Origin of the sequence: Chryseobacterium gregarium DSM 19109, from assembly GCF_000430845.1 — a bacterium.
Taxonomy (GTDB): Bacteria; Bacteroidota; Bacteroidia; order Flavobacteriales; family Weeksellaceae; genus Chryseobacterium; species Chryseobacterium gregarium.
In genome coordinates this window covers 14,772-32,102 of the sequence record NZ_AUMU01000010.1, presented here as the reverse complement: position 1 = coordinate 32,102, position 17,331 = coordinate 14,772, and the positions used below count along the sequence as shown (strand labels likewise).

The 17,331-nt window shown below is 39.6% G+C and carries 16 protein-coding genes; 14 read left to right on the top strand and 2 right to left on the bottom strand.

What is annotated here, in order from left to right; genetic code table 11:
* Nucleotides 1–317 precede the first annotated feature (317 nt).
* From H561_RS0112195 to H561_RS0112185, 3 genes are all read left to right on the top strand, one after another.
* Nucleotides 318–2,654, top strand: a complete 2,337-nt coding sequence (locus H561_RS0112195) for a TonB-dependent receptor (protein WP_027387271.1) — start codon at nt 318–320, stop codon at nt 2,652–2,654.
* Between the two features lie 3 nt (nt 2,655–2,657).
* Nucleotides 2,658–3,464, top strand: a complete 807-nt coding sequence (locus tag H561_RS0112190) for a DUF4249 domain-containing protein (protein ID WP_027387270.1) — start codon at nt 2,658–2,660, stop codon at nt 3,462–3,464.
* 257 nt (nt 3,465–3,721) lie between these two features.
* Nucleotides 3,722–5,851 carry a carboxy terminal-processing peptidase gene (locus H561_RS0112185; RefSeq protein WP_027387269.1) on the top strand — a complete coding sequence of 710 codons (2,130 nt, stop codon included), beginning with the start codon at nt 3,722–3,724 and terminating at the stop codon, nt 5,849–5,851.
* A 74-nt stretch (nt 5,852–5,925) separates the two neighbouring features.
* On the opposite strand, the gene H561_RS0112180 is transcribed toward H561_RS0112185, so the two are convergent.
* Nucleotides 5,926–6,429, bottom strand: a complete 504-nt coding sequence (locus H561_RS0112180; RefSeq protein ID WP_027387268.1) for a superoxide dismutase family protein — start codon at nt 6,427–6,429, stop codon at nt 5,926–5,928.
* A 153-nt stretch (nt 6,430–6,582) separates the two neighbouring features.
* Here H561_RS0112180 and H561_RS22420 point away from each other — a divergent pair, with 153 nt between their 5' ends.
* The 11 genes from H561_RS22420 (at nt 6,583) to H561_RS0112125 (ending at nt 16,384) form a co-directional block, all read left to right on the top strand.
* Complete coding sequence (locus H561_RS22420) at nt 6,583–7,824, top strand: serine hydrolase domain-containing protein (RefSeq protein ID WP_228372265.1); 1,242 nt, start codon at nt 6,583–6,585, stop codon at nt 7,822–7,824.
* Between the two features lie 19 nt (nt 7,825–7,843).
* On the top strand, nt 7,844–8,047 hold the full coding sequence (locus tag H561_RS24295) for a hypothetical protein (RefSeq protein ID WP_228372264.1): 204 nt from the start codon (nt 7,844–7,846) through the stop codon (nt 8,045–8,047).
* 179 nt (nt 8,048–8,226) lie between these two features.
* Nucleotides 8,227–9,129 (top strand): AraC family transcriptional regulator, encoded by a 903-nt coding sequence (locus H561_RS0112170; protein WP_027387267.1) that lies wholly within the window; start codon nt 8,227–8,229, stop codon nt 9,127–9,129.
* A 237-nt stretch (nt 9,130–9,366) separates the two neighbouring features.
* The gene (locus H561_RS0112160; protein WP_027387265.1) at nt 9,367–11,610 is read left to right on the top strand and encodes a TonB-dependent receptor; all 2,244 of its coding nucleotides are present in this window, start codon (nt 9,367–9,369) and stop codon (nt 11,608–11,610) included.
* A gap of 96 nt (nt 11,611–11,706) precedes the next feature.
* On the top strand, nt 11,707–12,357 hold the full coding sequence (locus tag H561_RS0112155; RefSeq protein ID WP_027387264.1) for a hypothetical protein: 651 nt from the start codon (nt 11,707–11,709) through the stop codon (nt 12,355–12,357).
* A gap of 136 nt (nt 12,358–12,493) precedes the next feature.
* Nucleotides 12,494–13,810: a 2TM domain-containing protein gene (locus tag H561_RS0112150; RefSeq protein WP_027387263.1), complete on the top strand. Its 1,317-nt coding sequence runs from the start codon at nt 12,494–12,496 to the stop codon at nt 13,808–13,810.
* A gap of 10 nt (nt 13,811–13,820) precedes the next feature.
* A complete protein-coding gene (locus H561_RS0112145) occupies nt 13,821–14,150 on the top strand; it encodes a 2TM domain-containing protein (protein WP_027387262.1) in 330 nt (109 codons plus the stop codon).
* Nucleotides 14,151–14,156: 6 nt separating this feature from the next.
* Nucleotides 14,157–14,726, top strand: coding sequence for a methyltransferase family protein (locus H561_RS0112140; protein ID WP_027387261.1), 570 nt, complete (start codon nt 14,157–14,159; stop codon nt 14,724–14,726).
* Between the two features lie 256 nt (nt 14,727–14,982).
* A complete protein-coding gene (locus H561_RS0112135; RefSeq protein WP_027387260.1) occupies nt 14,983–15,276 on the top strand; it encodes a 2TM domain-containing protein in 294 nt (97 codons plus the stop codon).
* Between the two features lie 30 nt (nt 15,277–15,306).
* Nucleotides 15,307–15,582 carry a 2TM domain-containing protein gene (locus tag H561_RS0112130; RefSeq protein WP_027387259.1) on the top strand — a complete coding sequence of 92 codons (276 nt, stop codon included), beginning with the start codon at nt 15,307–15,309 and terminating at the stop codon, nt 15,580–15,582.
* Between the two features lie 58 nt (nt 15,583–15,640).
* Entirely contained in the window at nt 15,641–16,384 is a 744-nt protein-coding gene (locus H561_RS0112125) for a LytR/AlgR family response regulator transcription factor (RefSeq protein ID WP_081411660.1), read from the top strand.
* Between the two features lie 47 nt (nt 16,385–16,431).
* Here H561_RS0112125 and H561_RS0112120 read toward each other — a convergent pair whose 3' ends face one another.
* Nucleotides 16,432–17,328: a hypothetical protein gene (locus H561_RS0112120; RefSeq protein WP_027387257.1), complete on the bottom strand. Its 897-nt coding sequence runs from the start codon at nt 17,326–17,328 to the stop codon at nt 16,432–16,434.
* Nucleotides 17,329–17,331 lie beyond the last annotated feature (3 nt).

Below are 17,331 nucleotides of genomic sequence, written 5' to 3'. Positions count from 1 at the left end.
TATTTTTAATTTTAACAAATATACGATGTAATATAAATACTCCATGATAATTTTACCTGAAGTCATCGAGTGTTAATACATCCATCACCGGAATAATAATCTTAAAGCCAGTTATTTCTTCATTATGATTCTGAAACCGCAAAATATTTTATCCGTTCCGGCGTTTTTGTAACGCAGTAATACATTATTAAATCGTATTATTGCGGGTCATTTGCCGTGAGAACACTCTTTTTATGATCTGCCGCTGATTCTATGGTATTCATATTTTACAAGTGACTTAAAATAATTATAAGCGTTACAATAATAAAAAGTAAACCATGCAGACATTCCTTTTAAAGGCGGCCACTTCCGCAGCAGCAATCTGTTTCAGTACCGTTGTTTTTGCGCAGCAGTACTCGGTAAGCGGTACGGTAAAAGACAAGAAAAACGGCGAATTGCTGATCGGTGTTACCGTAAGGGTTGCTGAAGTCCCTTCCATTTCTGTGGTTGCCAATGAATACGGCTTTTACTCGCTTTCCCTTCCGAAAGGGACCTACCGGCTGATGGTTTCCAATCCCGGCTTTAAAGACTTTCAGCAGAGCATTACCGTTGAAGACAACATCAAGCAGGATTTACAGCTGGATTCCGGAGAAGAAGAAGAAGAAAGAACCGGAAAGATTGATGAGGTGGTGATTTCAGGAATAAAAAAAGACAGGAACCTGTCTTCCGCGCAGATGGGAATGGAAACGTTAAGCATTAAAAATATTGAGAAACTTCCTGTGCTATTCGGTGAAAAAGATGTGATGAAAACCATACAGCTCTTACCGGGAATCAAAAGCAACGGTGAAGGGAGCAGCGGGTTCAGCGTAAGAGGAGGGGCCACCGACCAGAACCTTATTCTGTTGGATGAAGCAGCGGTATACAATGCTTCCCACCTTCTCGGATTTTTCAGTACCTTTAACAGTGATGCCCTCAAAGATGCCAGTATCATCAAAGGAAACAGTCCGGCCCAGTACGGAGGAAGGCTTTCTTCGGTTTTGGATGTCAAGATGAAGGACGGGAACAATAAAGATTACAATATCAATGGGGGAATCGGGCTGATCAGCAGCAGACTCAGTGTAGAAGGGCCTATCCAGAGGGAAAAGTCTTCTTTTATCGTTTCAGGAAGAAGAACGTATGCTGATGTATTTCTGAAAGCCACGGATGATTTTAAAGACAGCAAGCTATATTTTTATGATTTGAATTTGAAAGCGAATTACCAGATCAATGAAAATAACCGTCTTTATTTATCAGGCTATTTCGGAAGGGATGTTTTGGGGCTGGGAGATACTTTTTCTACAGACTGGGGAAATACAACGGCTACTTTACGCTGGAACAGCATCATCAGCAGTAAATTATTCTCCAATACATCCCTGATCTACAGCAATTACAATTATAATGTAAGCCTAAGCAGCAACAATAATACTTTCGGGCTCGATTCTGTGATTGATGACTGGAACCTTAAGCAGGATTTTACCTGGTTTGCCGGAAATAGGCATTCTGTCCGTTTCGGTTTACAGTCTATTTATCACACCATCACGCCAAGCAGTGCTTCCGGGACCAGTGTAAGCAGCTTTCCGAGAAACTCAAGGTATTCCTGGGAAAATGCATTGTATATGAATGATGATTTCAAGGCAACAGAAAAACTGACCATCAATTACGGGGCGAGGCTTTCGCTGTTCAGTGTTTTAGGCGGTGATACTTTTAACACCTATGAAAACGGCATATTGACCGGTTCCAAATTTCTGGAAAAAGGGAAATTCGGAAAAACGTACGTTAATCTTGAACCGAGGATTACCGCGAATTACAGGATCAATGAAGTGAGCAGCGTAAAAGGAGGCTATTCCCGGAATACCCAGAACCTGCACCTGCTGAGCAACAGCGGAAGCGGAAACCCTACCGATCAGTGGATCGGAAGCAGTTATACGGTAAAACCGGAAATTGCAGATCAGGTAAGTGCCGGCTACAGCCGGAATTTTAACAATAATAATTACGAGCTGAATGCCGAGGTATATTACAAATCGATGCAGAATCAGATCGACTATAAAAACGGAGCACAGATCTCATTTGATACTGCAGCCGATGTAGAAAGTGAACTGCTTTTCGGGAAAGGGAGGGCTTACGGTCTTGAAATAATTGCCAAAAAGAAAAGCGGAAAACTCACCGGCTGGATTTCCTATACCTTATCCAAAACAGAAAGGAAAATAAACGGGATCAATGATAATGAATGGTACAATGCAAGGGTGGATAAGACCCATGACCTTTCGGTGGTAGCCACCTATGAGCTGAACCCGAAATGGTCTTTTTCAGGATTATTCCTTTACAGTACCGGAAATGCCGTAACATTCCCCACCGGAAAGTACGAGCTGAACGGACAGACGATCTTCCAGTACAGCAGCCGAAATGCCGATAGGATGCCCGCCTATCACCGGATGGACCTGAATGCTACTTACGAGCCGGGAGGCAACAAGCGATTTAAAGGTTCCTGGTCGTTTGGGATTTACAACATCTACGGACGTGAAAATGCCTACACCATTACTTTTGAAGACAATCCGGACAAACCCGGAACAACGCGGGCCATGCAGACTTCGCTGTTCAAATGGGTGCCGAATATCACGTATAATTTTAAATTTTAACTGATGAAAAATATATTTTTAATTCTAGTCACCTTATTTCTGGTCACAGCCTGCGAAAAAGAAATCGATCTTGACCTGGAAAATCAAAGCGGGAAAATCGTTATCGAAGGAAATATAACCGATCAGGCAGGGCCTTATTTTGTAAAAATAACAAAATCTGTAGCCTTTACCCAAGCCAATCAGTATCCGGCTGTTGCCAATGCTCAGGTCGTTTTAAGCGACAATACCGGACAAACGGAGACCATGCAGTATGTAGGCAACGGGACTTATCAGGCTTCCTCGTTTACAGGGCAGCCCGGAAGAGTTTATATGCTGAAAATCAATGCTGAAGGGCAGCAGTACACCGCACAGAGTACCATGCCCCAGCCGGTAGATTTCGAAGGGCTTGAGCAGGATTCTTTTATGGTAGGAGGAGAGACAAGCTACACTCTTCTGCCGGTCTTTACAGATCCTCCCGCTTTAGGAAACCGATATCTTTTCATTTATACGGTCAATAACAATCCTAAAAAATTCTTCTCGGAATTTTCTGACAATGTGAACAACGGGCTCCCGAACCAGAGGCCTCTGCTGCTGCCGAATGATGATGAAGAAGCAGATGATATTAAAGTGGTGGCAGGAGATGTGATCCATGTGGAGATGCAGTCTATTGATACCAATGTCTATACTTTTTATTCCGCTCTTCTGCAGCTTTCAGGAGGCGGCCCGGGAGGCGGAATCACACCGGCCAACCCGCCGGGCAATATCAGCAACGGAGCTTTGGGATATTTTTCTGCCCATACAGTCAGAACAAAAAGCATCGTGATCCAATAAAATAAGAGAGATTCTAATATTCACGGATTTTATCTTTACACTTAATAAAGTCACTTCTAAGCAGCGTTATTTCAGTTAATTAAATAACGGTTAAGCTCTGTGAACTTACCGGAAGGCATCTATTTTAACAAAAAGCCTTAAAACTATCTCATATTTATAAATAAGGTATTAAATTTGATAGTTCGTAACAATAAATTGAAAATTACTACTTATTACAAATACTTTTAAAAAAAAATATTAAAATACATTACAGATTTATGTGGAAAAATTTTAAACTGAATAAATTTTTGCTCCTGATTCCATTAACAAGTCTAATGTTTTGTTTCAACTCGCCAAAGAATGATGACGAAAAGATGCAGACGATAATGGTGAGCGTAAAAAATACTCTTTCTTACTTACATTACAGCCCGAAACCTATCAATGATGCTTATTCTAAAGATGTTTACAAGCATTATTTCGAATTGGTGGATTCGGGTAAAAGATACTTCCTTCAGTCGGATATGGATGAATTCGGAAAGCATGAAACCAAGCTTGATGACTATATTAATCAGGGAGATCTTACATTTTATAAATTAACAATCGACAGATTATACCAAAGGGTAGACGAAATCGATAAGATCACCCAGGATATTTTCAGCAAACCGATCAATCTGGAAGAAAATGAAAGCCTGACGCTTGAACCGAAGATTAAAAAAGTGCCAGCCAACAAGCAGGAACAGTATACCGAGTGGAAAAAGTTTATCAAGTACAATATCCTTCAGGAAATTGAATCTATGAACAGCAAGGAAGAAGCTCAGAAAGAGAAAAAGGATTCTGTTCAGAAATATAATCTTAAAGATACGATCAAATACCAGCCGCTTGCGGCAGACCAGAAGCTTAAAAAAGCTACTGATGAGGTAAAAGACCTGGTAAAAGAGACATTTACGAGATTCAAGAAAAGAAAAAAGATGGATTGGTTTACTGTATATATGAATGCATATACTGAAGTATTCGATCCGCATACCAACTATTATTCTCCGAAGGATAAAGAAGACTTTGATACCAATTTTACAGGAAAAGTAATCGGGATCGGTGCCATCATCCAGGAGAAAAAAGGAAACCTATATTTGGGAGCTTTGACTATCGGAGCACCTGCCTGGAAATCGAAACAGCTTTCTGAAGGGGATAAAATCTTAAAGGTAAGATCTAAACCGAAAGAAGATGCCGTAAATGTAGTGGGAATGCTTTCTGATGAAGCGGTACGTCTGATCAGAGGTGAAAAAGGAACGCCGGTAACGCTGACGGTTCAGAAAAAAGACGGGAGCATTAAAGATGTGACCATGATCCGTGAGGAAGTGGCTATTGAAGATACTTTCGCAAGAAGTATCGTAGTCAATTCTCCAAACGGAAAAAAATATGGTTTTATCAATCTGCCGAGCTTCAATGCTGATTTTGAAAATCCGAACGGAAGAAATGCTTCGGATGACATTAAAAATGAGATTATTAAACTGAAAGCCCAGAACATTGAAGGCATTGTTTTAGACTTAAGAAATAACGGTGGAGGTTCATTAACAGAAGTAGGGGATATTATGGGTCTTTTCATGCAGGCCGGGCCTTACGTACAGGTGAAAGACGGAAACGGGAAAATCCAGACTCTAAAGAATAAGAATGAGACCCCGATCTGGACAGGTCCGTTGGTTATCATGCAGAACGAACTTTCAGCTTCAGCTTCTGAAATCTTAGCCGGTGTTATGCAGGATTACGGCAGGGCTATGATTATCGGTTCACCCCAGTCTTTCGGAAAAGGAACTGTTCAGACATTTGTTGATTTAAACAGATTCCTGAATACGGAAGATGATTTCGGATCTTTAAAACTGACGATCCAGAAGTTCTACAGGATAACAGGAGAATCTACTCAGAGAAAAGGGATTATTTCCGATATCCAGATGAAAGATTTCTTTACGTATGCCGAAATCGGGGAAAGATATGATGATTATGCATTGGCATGGGACAAGATTCCGGCAACGGGTTTTCAGAAACTGAACTATTTCGATATCAAAGCTTTGGAAGCTAAAAGCTCAGGCAGAATGGCTAAAAACAACAATTATCAGTTATTACTGGAATCTGCGAAGTGGAGAGAACAACTGGATAAAGAGGAGACCATTACTTTGAATATCAACAAATTCAATGAAGTGATGAAGCAGAGAAAAGCTCAGATAGAAAAGTTCAAAGTATTGACGAAGTTTGATAACGGACTGAAATTCATGATGTTTCCTGCAGAAATGGAAAGAGAGAAAAAAGATGAAGCATTCAAGAAAAAATCTGAAATGTGGATTAAAAATATGAGAAAAGACACCTACCTTCAGGAAGCAATGAATATTATTGCAGACATGAGCGTAAAATCATAACCTCATCAATAATACAGATAAAAAAAGAACTGCTGATGGAAATCAGCGGTTCTTTTTTATAAAGGCAGTAGGGCTTATTTAATTTCTATACAGCCTACTCTTTCTCCGGCATTACCTGTCGGCTGGGTATGAAAATCATCTGCCGCCGCATGGATGATCAGGCCTTTACCGATGATATTCTTAGATTCATCGGTACATCCAAGGCACCATTTATCAGTCTTGAATGTGAGCATGGCATTCCCGCTCTGGTCAGCCGTGAGGTTACCGATATCCCCCATATGGAAATGTTCGGCGCCCCATTTTCCATGGTCATTTTTAGAAGGGTTCCAGTGTCCGCCCGTTGACGTTCCGTCCGCCGCTGAACAGTCGCCTTTTTCATGAATATGTACCGCATGGATCCCGGGAGTAAGGTTGGTGACATCCAGTTTCATAATGACTTCATTCCCTTTTTGGGTAAACTTTGCGGTTCCGCCTGTCTGGGTACTGCTTTTAGACATCACCTGATAGGTATTGGTAGTGCCGCACGAAACAGCAAGAAGGGCAGATCCGGCTAATAATACTAATGTTTTACTTTTCATTTTGAATGATTTAAGTGAATAATGTTAAATGTAGAAAAGATTTTCGGAAATTCGATAGTACTCCTCAGGTTTTTTCATTCAGTGGAATTTATACACATTTTCATACCTTTGGCCCGCCAGATTTAAAAAAATCTTAAAAAAACTTAAGTTATCATGAAATTTTTTACGAAAAAACTATTCCCTGTAGTTCTCATTTTTTCGGGGGTATCATCACTATTTGCTCAGAAGGACAGTATTGATCTGTTCATTCAGAATCAGATGCAGAAGAAAAGGATCCCCGGTTTGGAGCTGGCAGTAATAAGACATGGGAAAATTATAAAAACAGGAAATTATGGGCTGTCCAATATACAGAATTCTATACCTGTAAGTGATAAGACCGTATTTACGATTAATTCCATCACAAAAGCATTTACCGGTGTTGCGATAGTCCAGCTGGCAGAAGCTGGAAAATTAAAGTTGGATTCACCGGTTTCCGAGTATCTTACAGACCTACCTGAAACCTGGAAATCCGTTACCGTTCAGCAGCTTTTATCTCATACATCCGGAATCCCGGACATGGTAGACGAAGAAGAATCTGTGATGATCGCTCCTACTATTGAAAAAGCATGGAATAGGGTCATTTCGATGCCTAATGATTTCAGGCCCGGCGAAAAATTCAGCTATAATCAGACCAATTATTTTCTGCTTGGGCGTATCATTGATAAGTTGAGCGGAATGCCCTTTCAGGAATTTATTATCAAAGAGCAGTTACAAAAAGCAGGAATGGAAAAAACCATCAGATCCGGTTTCGGGGCCACAAAAGAACTGGTGATGAATGCCGCCGACAGTTACCAGTTTTCAAAAGGCAGACTGAATAATATGTTCTTTTCATTTCCTGAAGGATTACAGACAGCAGCCGGGATGAGTTCTACTGCAACGGAAATCGCTGACTGGATCATCGCGCTGCAAAATATGAAACTTCTTAAAAAACCTTCCAGTCTGGAAGCCCTTTGGAAGCCAGCTTTACTGAATAATGGAAAAACAGCAGGTTTCAGCAGTCTGTTGAACGGCTATGCTGCAGGATGGCCGGTAGTGAGCCGGGCAGATCATCCTGCTCTCGCTCCTGTAGGCGGAGGACGATCTGCCGTATTTGTCTATCCCAAGGATGATCTGTCTGTTATCATACTGACCAACCTGTCCGGTGCAGTACCCGATGTATTTATCGATGAACTTGCCGGGTTATTTATTCCTGATATGAAAGAAGCCAATGGTTTCGGATTATCCTCATCGGCAAAATTGTTAAAAGCCAATTTAGACAAAAGCGGATACAAAAATATAACTGAAACGGTAAAAAGGCTCAAAAAAAGCAATAAGGATTTCATTCTGACGGAAGAAGAAGTTAAATTGGGGCTATAAACTTATTTCCCAAAAAAGGATGAAAGATGCTCTGGAATTCTTTAAACTGAATGTTTACCTGTATCCCACGAGCTCCAATGCATTCGACAGCCTGGGGGAAATCTATGCAGAGCTAGAAGAAAAAGAATTAGCGGTTAAAAACTATGAACAGTCTTTTAAACTTAGCCCTAAAAACAAAAATGCGGAACAGCAGATAAAAAAACTCAGATCCCTGACACTGTAAAAATAGATGTAATCAGGGAATAAAATACGTATTGTGTATTTAAATAATTAGCCGTCATTACTGTAAAAGTGCTGACGGCTTTTTAATGGATTGTGTTTATTATCTATCCGGAACCGTTTAGCAATAAAAGATAAGTTGTTTTCATTTGATCCTGGTATTTTTGCAGCAAATAAACTGAAGTGGAAGAATATAAAAAAAGAATTGTTAATGCCATCCGGTATATTGACGATCATTCAGATACAGAGCTTACGCTGGAAATCATTTCAGAAGCCGCTGCCTATTCACCGTTTCATTTTCACAGGATTTTCAAGCTGATTACAGGGGAAACCGTGCTGGGCTATATGATGCGGAGAAGAATTGAGAGATGTGCGTTCTACCTGGCTTCACGGAAGAATATACAGGTCAGGGATATTTACCTTCAGTTCGGATTTTCCAGTCATTCTTCTTTTAACAGAACCTTTAAAAAGCATTACGGGTTATCTCCTTCCGCATTCAGAAAGTCAGCACCCGAAAGTTTTCACAGAATTTCTGCAGAACACAGCAGGAACGGACAAATCAATGCCGTTTTCAGTCAGTACATTTACCAAATAGAAAATCTTTTAAACTGGACTAAAATGAATTTAAACATTAAAGTAACGGATCTTCCGGAAATGAATCTGGCAGCAGTAATGAGTCTTGGGATTGCCCACGTAGAGGCTTCTTTTAATATCCTGATCGATTGGGCAGAAACAAAGAAATTATTTCCACGCGAAAATGTAAAAATGCTTTCCGTGTATCATGACAGCTTTAAGGTAACATCACCGGATAAAGTGAGGATTCATGCATGTATGCTTCTGGATGAACCCTTAAAGCGGCAGGAAGCTGAAGTTTTTCCTGAAACTGTAGAAGCAGGTAAATTTATCGTCGGAAGCGGTAAATTTACGCTGGAAGATTTTGAGCAGTGCTGGGTTTCCCTGTTTTTATGGATGAATGAAAACCACTATTCCATGCGGAAAGCCTTTCCTTTTGAAGTGTATCACACCAATTTCAGGGAACACCCCAAAGGAAAAATGATTGTAGATTTCTGTATTCCGATTAATTAATAGCTATTGACATACCCATCTGTTATAAAAATTCCCCTCCGATGACGGGGTGGCCAATCTATCTGCACTAAAAAATAAAGTCTGGCCGATAGAAGCAGGCAGCATATTCTTAAAAATATTTCCATTCCTGCATCAAAAAAACAAAACCAACGGCTCAGCATACAAAACCAACCATTCGGTAACAAAAATTGAGCAGCAGCAGAATTTCGTCATACTTTTGAATCGAAATCATCAGTTATGAAAACAAAAATACTATTTCTAATTTCTTTTTTATCCCTTACCTTAAACTTTGCCCAGGTAAAGATTTCAGGTAAAGTAACGTATAAAAACAAGGGAGTAGGAGAGGTGAATGTTACCTTAAAGAATACCTACGACGGAGCAACTACTGATGCAGACGGAAATTTCTCTTTTGAAACTTCGGAAAAAGGAACCCAGGTTTTAACCTTCACCCACCCGAAATACGATGACGTAGAAAAATCTGTTGTTGTTGAAAACCAGGAGCTTTTCATCAATGCAGAGCTGAAAGAACAGATTAATGAAATCGATGCGGTGGTGGTGTCCGCAGGCTCTATTGAAGCCAGCGACAAAAAGAGGGCAACGGCACTTCTGACCCCGATTGATATTTATACTACAGCAGGAGCAAACGGGCAGATATCTTCAGCACTGACTTATCTTCCAGGGGTACAGAAAGTAGGCGAAACGGAAGGGCTTTTCATCAGAGGCGGAACCGGGGCTGAGTCAAAAATCTTTATGGACGGAAGCCTGATCAACAATTATTTCTCCAATTCAGTGCCGGGAATCGCAGGCCGGGACCGTTTCAATACTTCGCTTTTCAAAGGAAATATATTTTCAAGCGGTGGGTATTCTGCTTTGTACGGGCAGGCTTTATCCGGTGCCCTGATGCTGGAAAGCGTGGATCTTCCGGACCAGAATTCTTACGATTTCGGGGTTTCACCCATCTTTCTGAACGGAAGTTTTCAGAAATTGAGTGACAATAAGAACTATTCTTACGGGGCAAGTTTAGGATATTCCAACCTGAAACTGATGCAGGAAATCTTTAATTTTAACACCAGCTTTACGGATGCGCCGAATGGTATCAATAGCGACTTTAATTTCAGGATCAAAACAAAATCAGGAGGGTTTTTTAAATACTATGGCATGTACAGTGCCAACAGTCTGGGGGTAAAAACGTCAAGCCTGGAACCTGAAAATGATTTTTCGTTGGTTAATCTGAAAGGAAAAAATACATATCATAATCTCTCATTCAGGCAAAAATTCGGGAAATACCTGCTGAATGCAGGGACTTCTTATTCCTTTAACTGGTCAGATCTTAATTTTTCAACAGAAAAAAATAATAGAGAAACAGGGAGTACAAATATCTTAACAGATGGAAATTACATTAACTTTAAAGCAGTCCTGGAAAGAAAGATCAACAAAATCAGCGCACTGCGGGGAGGATTTGAGTTAAATAGCTCAAGTGAAAAAATGAACTTCAATGATTTTGCTGAGAAGAATTATAAAGATCTGATTTCAGCAACCTTTGTGGAGACCGATCTGGGGTTCAGTAATCACCTGTCTGCAAAAATAGGAGTGAGGGCAGAGCATTCCTCTTATCTTGGAAAAAGCAATATGGCACCTCGTTTAGCCTTAGCTTACCGTCTGGCCAAAGACTGGACTACTTCTCTGGCATACGGACTTTTCTACCAGAACCCGGAAAGTAAATACATCAATAGGCCGATAAGCCTGGACTTTCAGAAATCACAGCATTATATTTTCCAGATCCAGAGGGCGACAGACAGAAGGAGCCTGAGGTTTGAAGCTTTTTACAAAAAATATGATGATTTGCTGAAAGTTAAAAACCTGCCGTATGTTGACGGTCAGAATCAATATGTCCAGACTGCCGATAATAATAATGGATATGGCTATGCCAAAGGGCTGGAACTTTTCTGGAGGGATAAAAAAACATTTAACAATATCGACTACTGGATCAGCTATTCTTTTCTGGATTCCAAAAGAGACTTTATGAATTATCCTTTTAGCCTGAAACCTAATTTCGCTTCAGAACATACGATATCCGCAGTGGCAAAAAAGTTTGTGACCCAATGGAAAACCGGTTTTAATCTCTCTTATACCTATGCAAAAGGGCGTCCTTATTATGATATCGCTTCCAAAAATTTTAATGGAGAGCCTGAATATTATATCAGGCATGAAGGCCGCCTGAAGAGTTTTAATGCCCTGAACTTCAGCCTGAATTACCTTCCGAACCTGGGTAAAAAAGATGCAAAGGCCTTTACCATATTGGTATTGAGTGTTTCCAATATATTAGGATCTAAAAATGTATACGGATATAACTTTTCAAATTCAGGAGACGGGGCAAGAAGATCAGCCGTAGTTCCGCCCGTAAATACCTTTGTTTTTATAGGGGCTTTTATCAGCTTCGGAGTGGATAAGACACAGGATGCCATTAACAATAACCTATAAAAATACAGATAAACGACAATTTTGGTCATTTAACTATCTAAATTAATACATATCTTTGAATAATTTATAAAATACAACCTTTAAAAAATAAGAAAAATGAAGAAATATCTATTAAGCTTTGCTTTAGCTTTTGTAAGTTTAACAGCTTTCGCCCAATCTGATTATGAAAAAGCAATGAAAGAAAACATTGCTAAAATTGAAACGTCAAAAACCCCTGAAGAATTCACGGCACTATCCAATAATTTTCACCGGATTGCAGGGAAGGATGAAAACAACTGGCTGCCGTTTTACTATGCTGCTTTAGCCAACATCCAGAAAGGGCGAATGCAGCAGCAGCAGGGAAAAACCGATGATCTTGATTTTATAGCAGGCGTAGCCGGAAAATACATTGAGGCTGCCTCTCACGTTGCACCTACTGATAATTCGGAAATCCATCTGTTAAGCAAAATGATGTATTCTTTAAAAATGATGGTTAATCCTCAGGAAAGATATATGACAGACGGGATGAAAGCCACCGAAGAACTCAAAAAGGCTGAAAAACTGGATCCTGCCAATCCGAGAATCGCTTTAATTAAGGCAGAGGATACTTACTTTACGCCTGAACAGTACGGAGGCAGCAAGACCAAAGGAATGGAGCAGTTTAAGGATGCTTTGGCAAAATTTAATTCCTATACCCCGAAATCTGCATTAGAACCGAACTGGGGCAAGGCAGAAGCCGAATATTTCATTAACGGAGCTAAAAAATAACAGTAGAAATATATATACTAACCTTCCGGCGGCGGAAGGTTTTTTTATGCCCTTCAGTGACGGAAAACAACGTTTCAGCAGAAAATAGTTGGCCATAGCCGTAATATCCGTTAATTTTGAATCAAGAAAATCAATCATGAAACGTAAGAACCTTATTACTTTATGCTGGATATCACTAGGCACTTCCATGGTTTTTTTCTTTGGCTTTACCCATGAAAAGAACCTGGAAAACTTTGTGCTCACCGTTGCCGTCTGCCTGATGTACTCATTCGTGTTAGGGATGGGGAACGGGCTGATCAATGATTTTCTGAATAAAAAGTTCCCCTGGTCCGAAGCAACCACCAAAAGAGCTGTTATCAGTATTGTTTCGATCTTAATTGCCAATATCATCCTGGTGTATTTCTGTAATTATGTGAACTTTGTTATTTTTCAGAAAACCGCAACCACCGAAGAATATTTCTCGGGAAAATACAATTTCATCAATTGGTTTACCATCAATGTGGCACTCCTGATCTCCGCTTTTCTCCATGCCCGGGGCTTTATGGAAGAGCTGAAAAAAACATCCAGAAAAGAAGTGGTGGAGCAGAAACTGATTGCAAAATCGGCAAACGCCCAGTTTGAAAGCCTGAAAAACCAGCTGGATCCTCATTTCCTGTTTAATTCCTTAAATGTATTAAGCTCATTAATAGATGAAAATCCACGGCAGGCCCAGAAGTTTACCGCTTCTATGTCAAAGATTTACCGGTATGTCCTGGAGCAAAAAGACAAAGAACTGGTAACGGTGGAAGATGAACTGGAATTTGCAAAAACCTACTGTAATTTACTGAAAACAAGGTTTGAAGACAGCGTGGATTTTGAATTTAACGTCCGGAAAGAAGATTACCGCAGGTTTGTGGTTCCGCTGTCTCTGCAGCTGCTTCTTGAAAACTGTATCAAACATAATTTTGCCACTTCCGCAAAACCGCTGATTATTAAAATATTTTCAGAAAATGATACGCTGTGTATTGAAAACAACCTGCAGGTAAGGGAGCAGATCAAGGAGAGTTCAGGAATCGGATTATCGAATATTGTACAAAGATATGCCCTGCTTACGAAGCGCAACGTTTTTATTGAAAAGTCCGGAGATTATTTTAAAGTAAAACTTCCGGTACTAGTCTCTAAGCCCAATGAAGTCAATATTAAATCTGAGGATAAAAGCAAAGCCTACGAAAGAGCCCAGAAACGGGTGAAGGAGATCAAAAGTTTTTACGGAAACCTTATTTCATACTGCATCGTGATTCCTGTTTTAATTATCATCAATTTAATGACCAGCCCTGATGACATCTGGTTTTATTTTCCTATGCTGGGGTGGGGAATCGGAATTGCGGCACACGGGATGAATGTCTTTGCCGTCGGTAAAAGCTGGGAAGAAAAGAAAATCAGAAAAATCATGGAAAAACAAAACAAAATCTAGAAATAATCTCATGAACACTATAGACCAAGACGACATCAAGTACAAAGAAGCAGAAAGAAGAGTAAAGAAAATTAAGAACTTCTATGTTTTTATCTTTATTTATGTAGCCGTAAATATTTTTATTTTACTAATGAATTACAGGGAATTAAAACCCCATGAAAGCATCTGGCATCTGAAATATTTTACCCTTCCGATATTCTGGGGAATTGGTGTCGCCGTTTATGCGCTGCGTGTATTTGTTCCCGCGTTTATCTTCGGAAGCAATTGGGAAGAGAAGAAAATTAAAGAATTGATGGAAAAAGAGAATCACGACAAATACAATAAAGCTTCAGGCTTTTAATAAATAATGAATACATTACAGATTATATTTGCCGGTTCTATGTTTGCCTGGTTTTTAAGTGAATTTCTTTACAAAAATATGCTGAAGTCCGGTGAAAAAGACAAGAAAGGCAAAGATCATTCAACGCTGAATTTCCTCTGGATTGCCATTCCTTTTTCAATAGCAGGCGCGGTTATATCTTCTGACTATACAGAATTCCCGATTTCAGATGAGGTTTGGATCCTGTATGTGGGGATGGTTTTTATTCTGGCCGGAATTATGGTCCGGTTTATCATCATCAGGTCTCTCGGTAAGTATTTTACCGTAGATGTGACGATACGGCAGGATCATAAAATTAAAAAGCAAGGATTTTACCGGTACGTAAGGCATCCCTCTTATGCATTTTCGTTATTGACTTCCCTGGGACTCGGATTGTATTTAAATAACTGGCTGTCACTTATTTTTGCCATCGTTCCTCCGTTCATCGCTTTCAGTTACAGGATCAGGATTGAAGAAAAGGCCCTGATTGAGCAGTTTGGTGAAGAATATCTGGAATACAGACGGAAAACCAAGAAACTCATTCCGTTTATTTATTAGGAGATCAGGAAATATTCTTTGTCAGGGGTTGTGATAAAATAAATTCTTTATTCTGAGCTCAGGTTATTTAAACCTTATATCTTAAGCTAAACCGGCAAACGGTACAGCAGATAAAATCCCGATTCTTCGTTGAGTCGGGATTTTTACCATTCGGGTGTCATTTCCTGCCGTTCGGTAAGATAAAATTGATTTGAAGTACTGTACTAACCTATATTTGTCTCAACAAAAACAAACAATTCATCTTAAAATAAAAAATATGGAAACACAATTCAACAAAGAGGATGCAGCTTATGAAAGAGCCGCAAGAAGAGTAAAGGAATTAAAAGGGTTTTACGGGAATCTTACTTCCTACTGCATGGTCATTCCATTTCTTATCGTTCTGAATCTTATGACCTCTAAGGAATATCTTTGGTTTTTCTGGCCGATGTTAGGCTGGGGAATAGGTATTGCCGCCCATGCGATCAATACGTTCGGCATCGGGAAGAGCTGGGAAGAGAAAAAGATCAAAGAGCTTATGCAAGAGGAGACAAAGAATATCAAAACAATTTAACCATACTATTAATCTTAAAATAAAATAAAAATGAACTACAATCAGGCACAACAAAGAGTCAGCGAATTGAAGAAATTCTATAAAAGCCTTTTATGGTTCGGAATCATTTCTTTTATCATCCTGTATGATGATATCATTGAAAAAGGGATTTTTAATTTCTCTGTGTGGAACGGCTCTGTCATCCTTCTGATCTGGGGTATTATCCTGATAACAAAAGCGGTAAGGCTGTTTGTCCTGGATGGTGAATGGGAAAGGGAAGTAATGGAAAAAGAAATGAATAAAACGAAGAAACCGATTCAGTTTTAAGGTCTGCTCAATTTTGAGTATTTTTATTCGGAATTTTAAATCGGAAAAAGAAAACCCAATGATCAAAACAGTCATTATCGAAGACGAAAAGCCGGCTTCAAGGAAATTGGAAAGAATGTTTAATGAATTTCCTGAAATCGAAGTGGTTGCCAAAATAGAATCTGTAGAGGAAGGCGTTCAGTGGTTTGCTGAACATGAACATCCGCAGCTTATTTTTTCTGATATTGTCTTAGGGGACGGTTTATCATTCGATATTTTTGAAAAGATCCCGACAAAAGCCTTCATCATTTATACTACAGCCTTTGACCAGTATACGCTGAAAGCCTTCAAATTAAACAGTATTGATTATCTTTTAAAACCGATCCTGGATGAAGACCTATCCGGAGCCATTGAAAAATTCAAATCCTTTCTCCCATCGGATCATTCTGTCAGTTCGCAGGAGATCAAGCAGTTAATCAAAACGGAAAAAACCACGCTTTCCAGGATTCTGGTTAAAATAGGATATAATCTGAAAATAGTCCAGACCCATGAGATCAGCTGCTTTTTCAGTGAAAATAAAATTGTTTACCTGCAGACCCGGGAAAGGGCCTATCCGTCGGATTTCACTCTGGATGAGCTGGAAGAAGTGCTGGATGCAAAGAATTTTTTCAGAGTAAACCGGCAGTTTATCATCAATTCCGGATACATTAAAAATATCCATACTTCCCCCAATTATAAAGTGGAGATGGAGTTTCAGCCGCAGGAAGATATTACGGTAAGCCGTGACCGGGTGAAGGTTTTTAAAGATTGGCTGGTCAGCTGATTGCAGACGATAACATCGGACTTTTAATCTGAATGTATAAAGATTAACTATCTGTAATCAATACGGTTAGATTCGGTGTCTTCAAGCTGCTGTACAATAGATTCCGGAATTTCTTCACTGCCGATCGGGTAGCTGACGGAATCGGGGATAAATATTTTCCGGTCGGCTTTCTGAAAGATCTCGAAAAGAGCAATCGGCTCCTGATTAAAACTAATACACGTACTTATAAAATGCAGTTCATGGAGCTTATATTCCGGATTTTTCAGTTTTTCCTTGATGTCTTTTATTCTTGAAATAAAATGGCGCTGACGGAGGAAAGTATTGCTGTTCATGATAATGAAGACATAATCTGAATAGGCAGTTACCTTCCCGAAATATTTATGGCGGTCGCCGCCGCTTCTTTCAATAAAATAGTCACCGGAAGTTTCAGACTTGTAGATTTCCGTTGCCGAACGCCAGATCCGGTCTTCTTTGGCCTGTACGGGGTTTTCCGGAAGGTTCCGGTTGTAGGAATACCAGCAGCCGACAAGTTTGTCAAGCAATTCTGTATTCTGCTTTACATGAGCCATATCAATTCGCAGATCATTAAAATTAAAGGCTTCCGTATTGGAATTGATAAATTCGATATAATTTGAATATCCCAATACTTTAACCATCAGACTTAATTTGGCCAGGTTCGGTTTGCTTAGGACTGCATGGTTATTCTGATGGTATTTCTTGAGTTTATTGATGATCAGATGCTCATATAAATAGTTCATCCCCAACAGATCAGGTTTTTTCTTGATGTTTTTCTTCGTATTTTCATGAATGATCAGTTCGTTAAGTTCGGCAACAATATAAGACCATTCGGTTTTTGAAACGCTTTCCCAATGGTTTTTCTTCAAAAAATGCCGGCTTAAAAAATTCATTAATTTTTCCAGATGCAGAATATCTTCTTTAATCATCAC

Bases quoted from the DNA above. Each gene is read 5' to 3' on its own strand.
- H561_RS0112125 (WP_081411660.1), top strand. From the start codon at position 15,641: ATGATCAAAACAGTCATTATCGAAGACGAAAAGCCGGCTTCAAGGAAA.
- H561_RS0112195 (WP_027387271.1), top strand. From the start codon at position 318: ATGCAGACATTCCTTTTAAAGGCGGCCACTTCCGCAGCAGCAATCTGT.
- H561_RS0112120 (WP_027387257.1), bottom strand. From the start codon at position 17,328: ATGATTAAAGAAGATATTCTGCATCTGGAAAAATTAATGAATTTTTTA.
- H561_RS0112160 (WP_027387265.1), top strand. From the start codon at position 9,367: ATGAAAACAAAAATACTATTTCTAATTTCTTTTTTATCCCTTACCTTA.
- H561_RS0112140 (WP_027387261.1), top strand. From the start codon at position 14,157: ATGAATACATTACAGATTATATTTGCCGGTTCTATGTTTGCCTGGTTT.
- H561_RS0112190 (WP_027387270.1), top strand. From the start codon at position 2,658: ATGAAAAATATATTTTTAATTCTAGTCACCTTATTTCTGGTCACAGCC.
- H561_RS0112155 (WP_027387264.1), top strand. From the start codon at position 11,707: ATGAAGAAATATCTATTAAGCTTTGCTTTAGCTTTTGTAAGTTTAACA.
- H561_RS0112150 (WP_027387263.1), top strand. From the start codon at position 12,494: ATGAAACGTAAGAACCTTATTACTTTATGCTGGATATCACTAGGCACT.
- H561_RS22420 (WP_228372265.1), top strand. From the start codon at position 6,583: ATGAAATTTTTTACGAAAAAACTATTCCCTGTAGTTCTCATTTTTTCG.
- H561_RS0112135 (WP_027387260.1), top strand. From the start codon at position 14,983: ATGGAAACACAATTCAACAAAGAGGATGCAGCTTATGAAAGAGCCGCA.
- H561_RS0112180 (WP_027387268.1), bottom strand. From the start codon at position 6,429: ATGAAAAGTAAAACATTAGTATTATTAGCCGGATCTGCCCTTCTTGCT.
- H561_RS24295 (WP_228372264.1), top strand. From the start codon at position 7,844: ATGAAAGATGCTCTGGAATTCTTTAAACTGAATGTTTACCTGTATCCC.
- H561_RS0112130 (WP_027387259.1), top strand. From the start codon at position 15,307: ATGAACTACAATCAGGCACAACAAAGAGTCAGCGAATTGAAGAAATTC.
- H561_RS0112185 (WP_027387269.1), top strand. From the start codon at position 3,722: ATGTGGAAAAATTTTAAACTGAATAAATTTTTGCTCCTGATTCCATTA.
- H561_RS0112145 (WP_027387262.1), top strand. From the start codon at position 13,821: ATGAACACTATAGACCAAGACGACATCAAGTACAAAGAAGCAGAAAGA.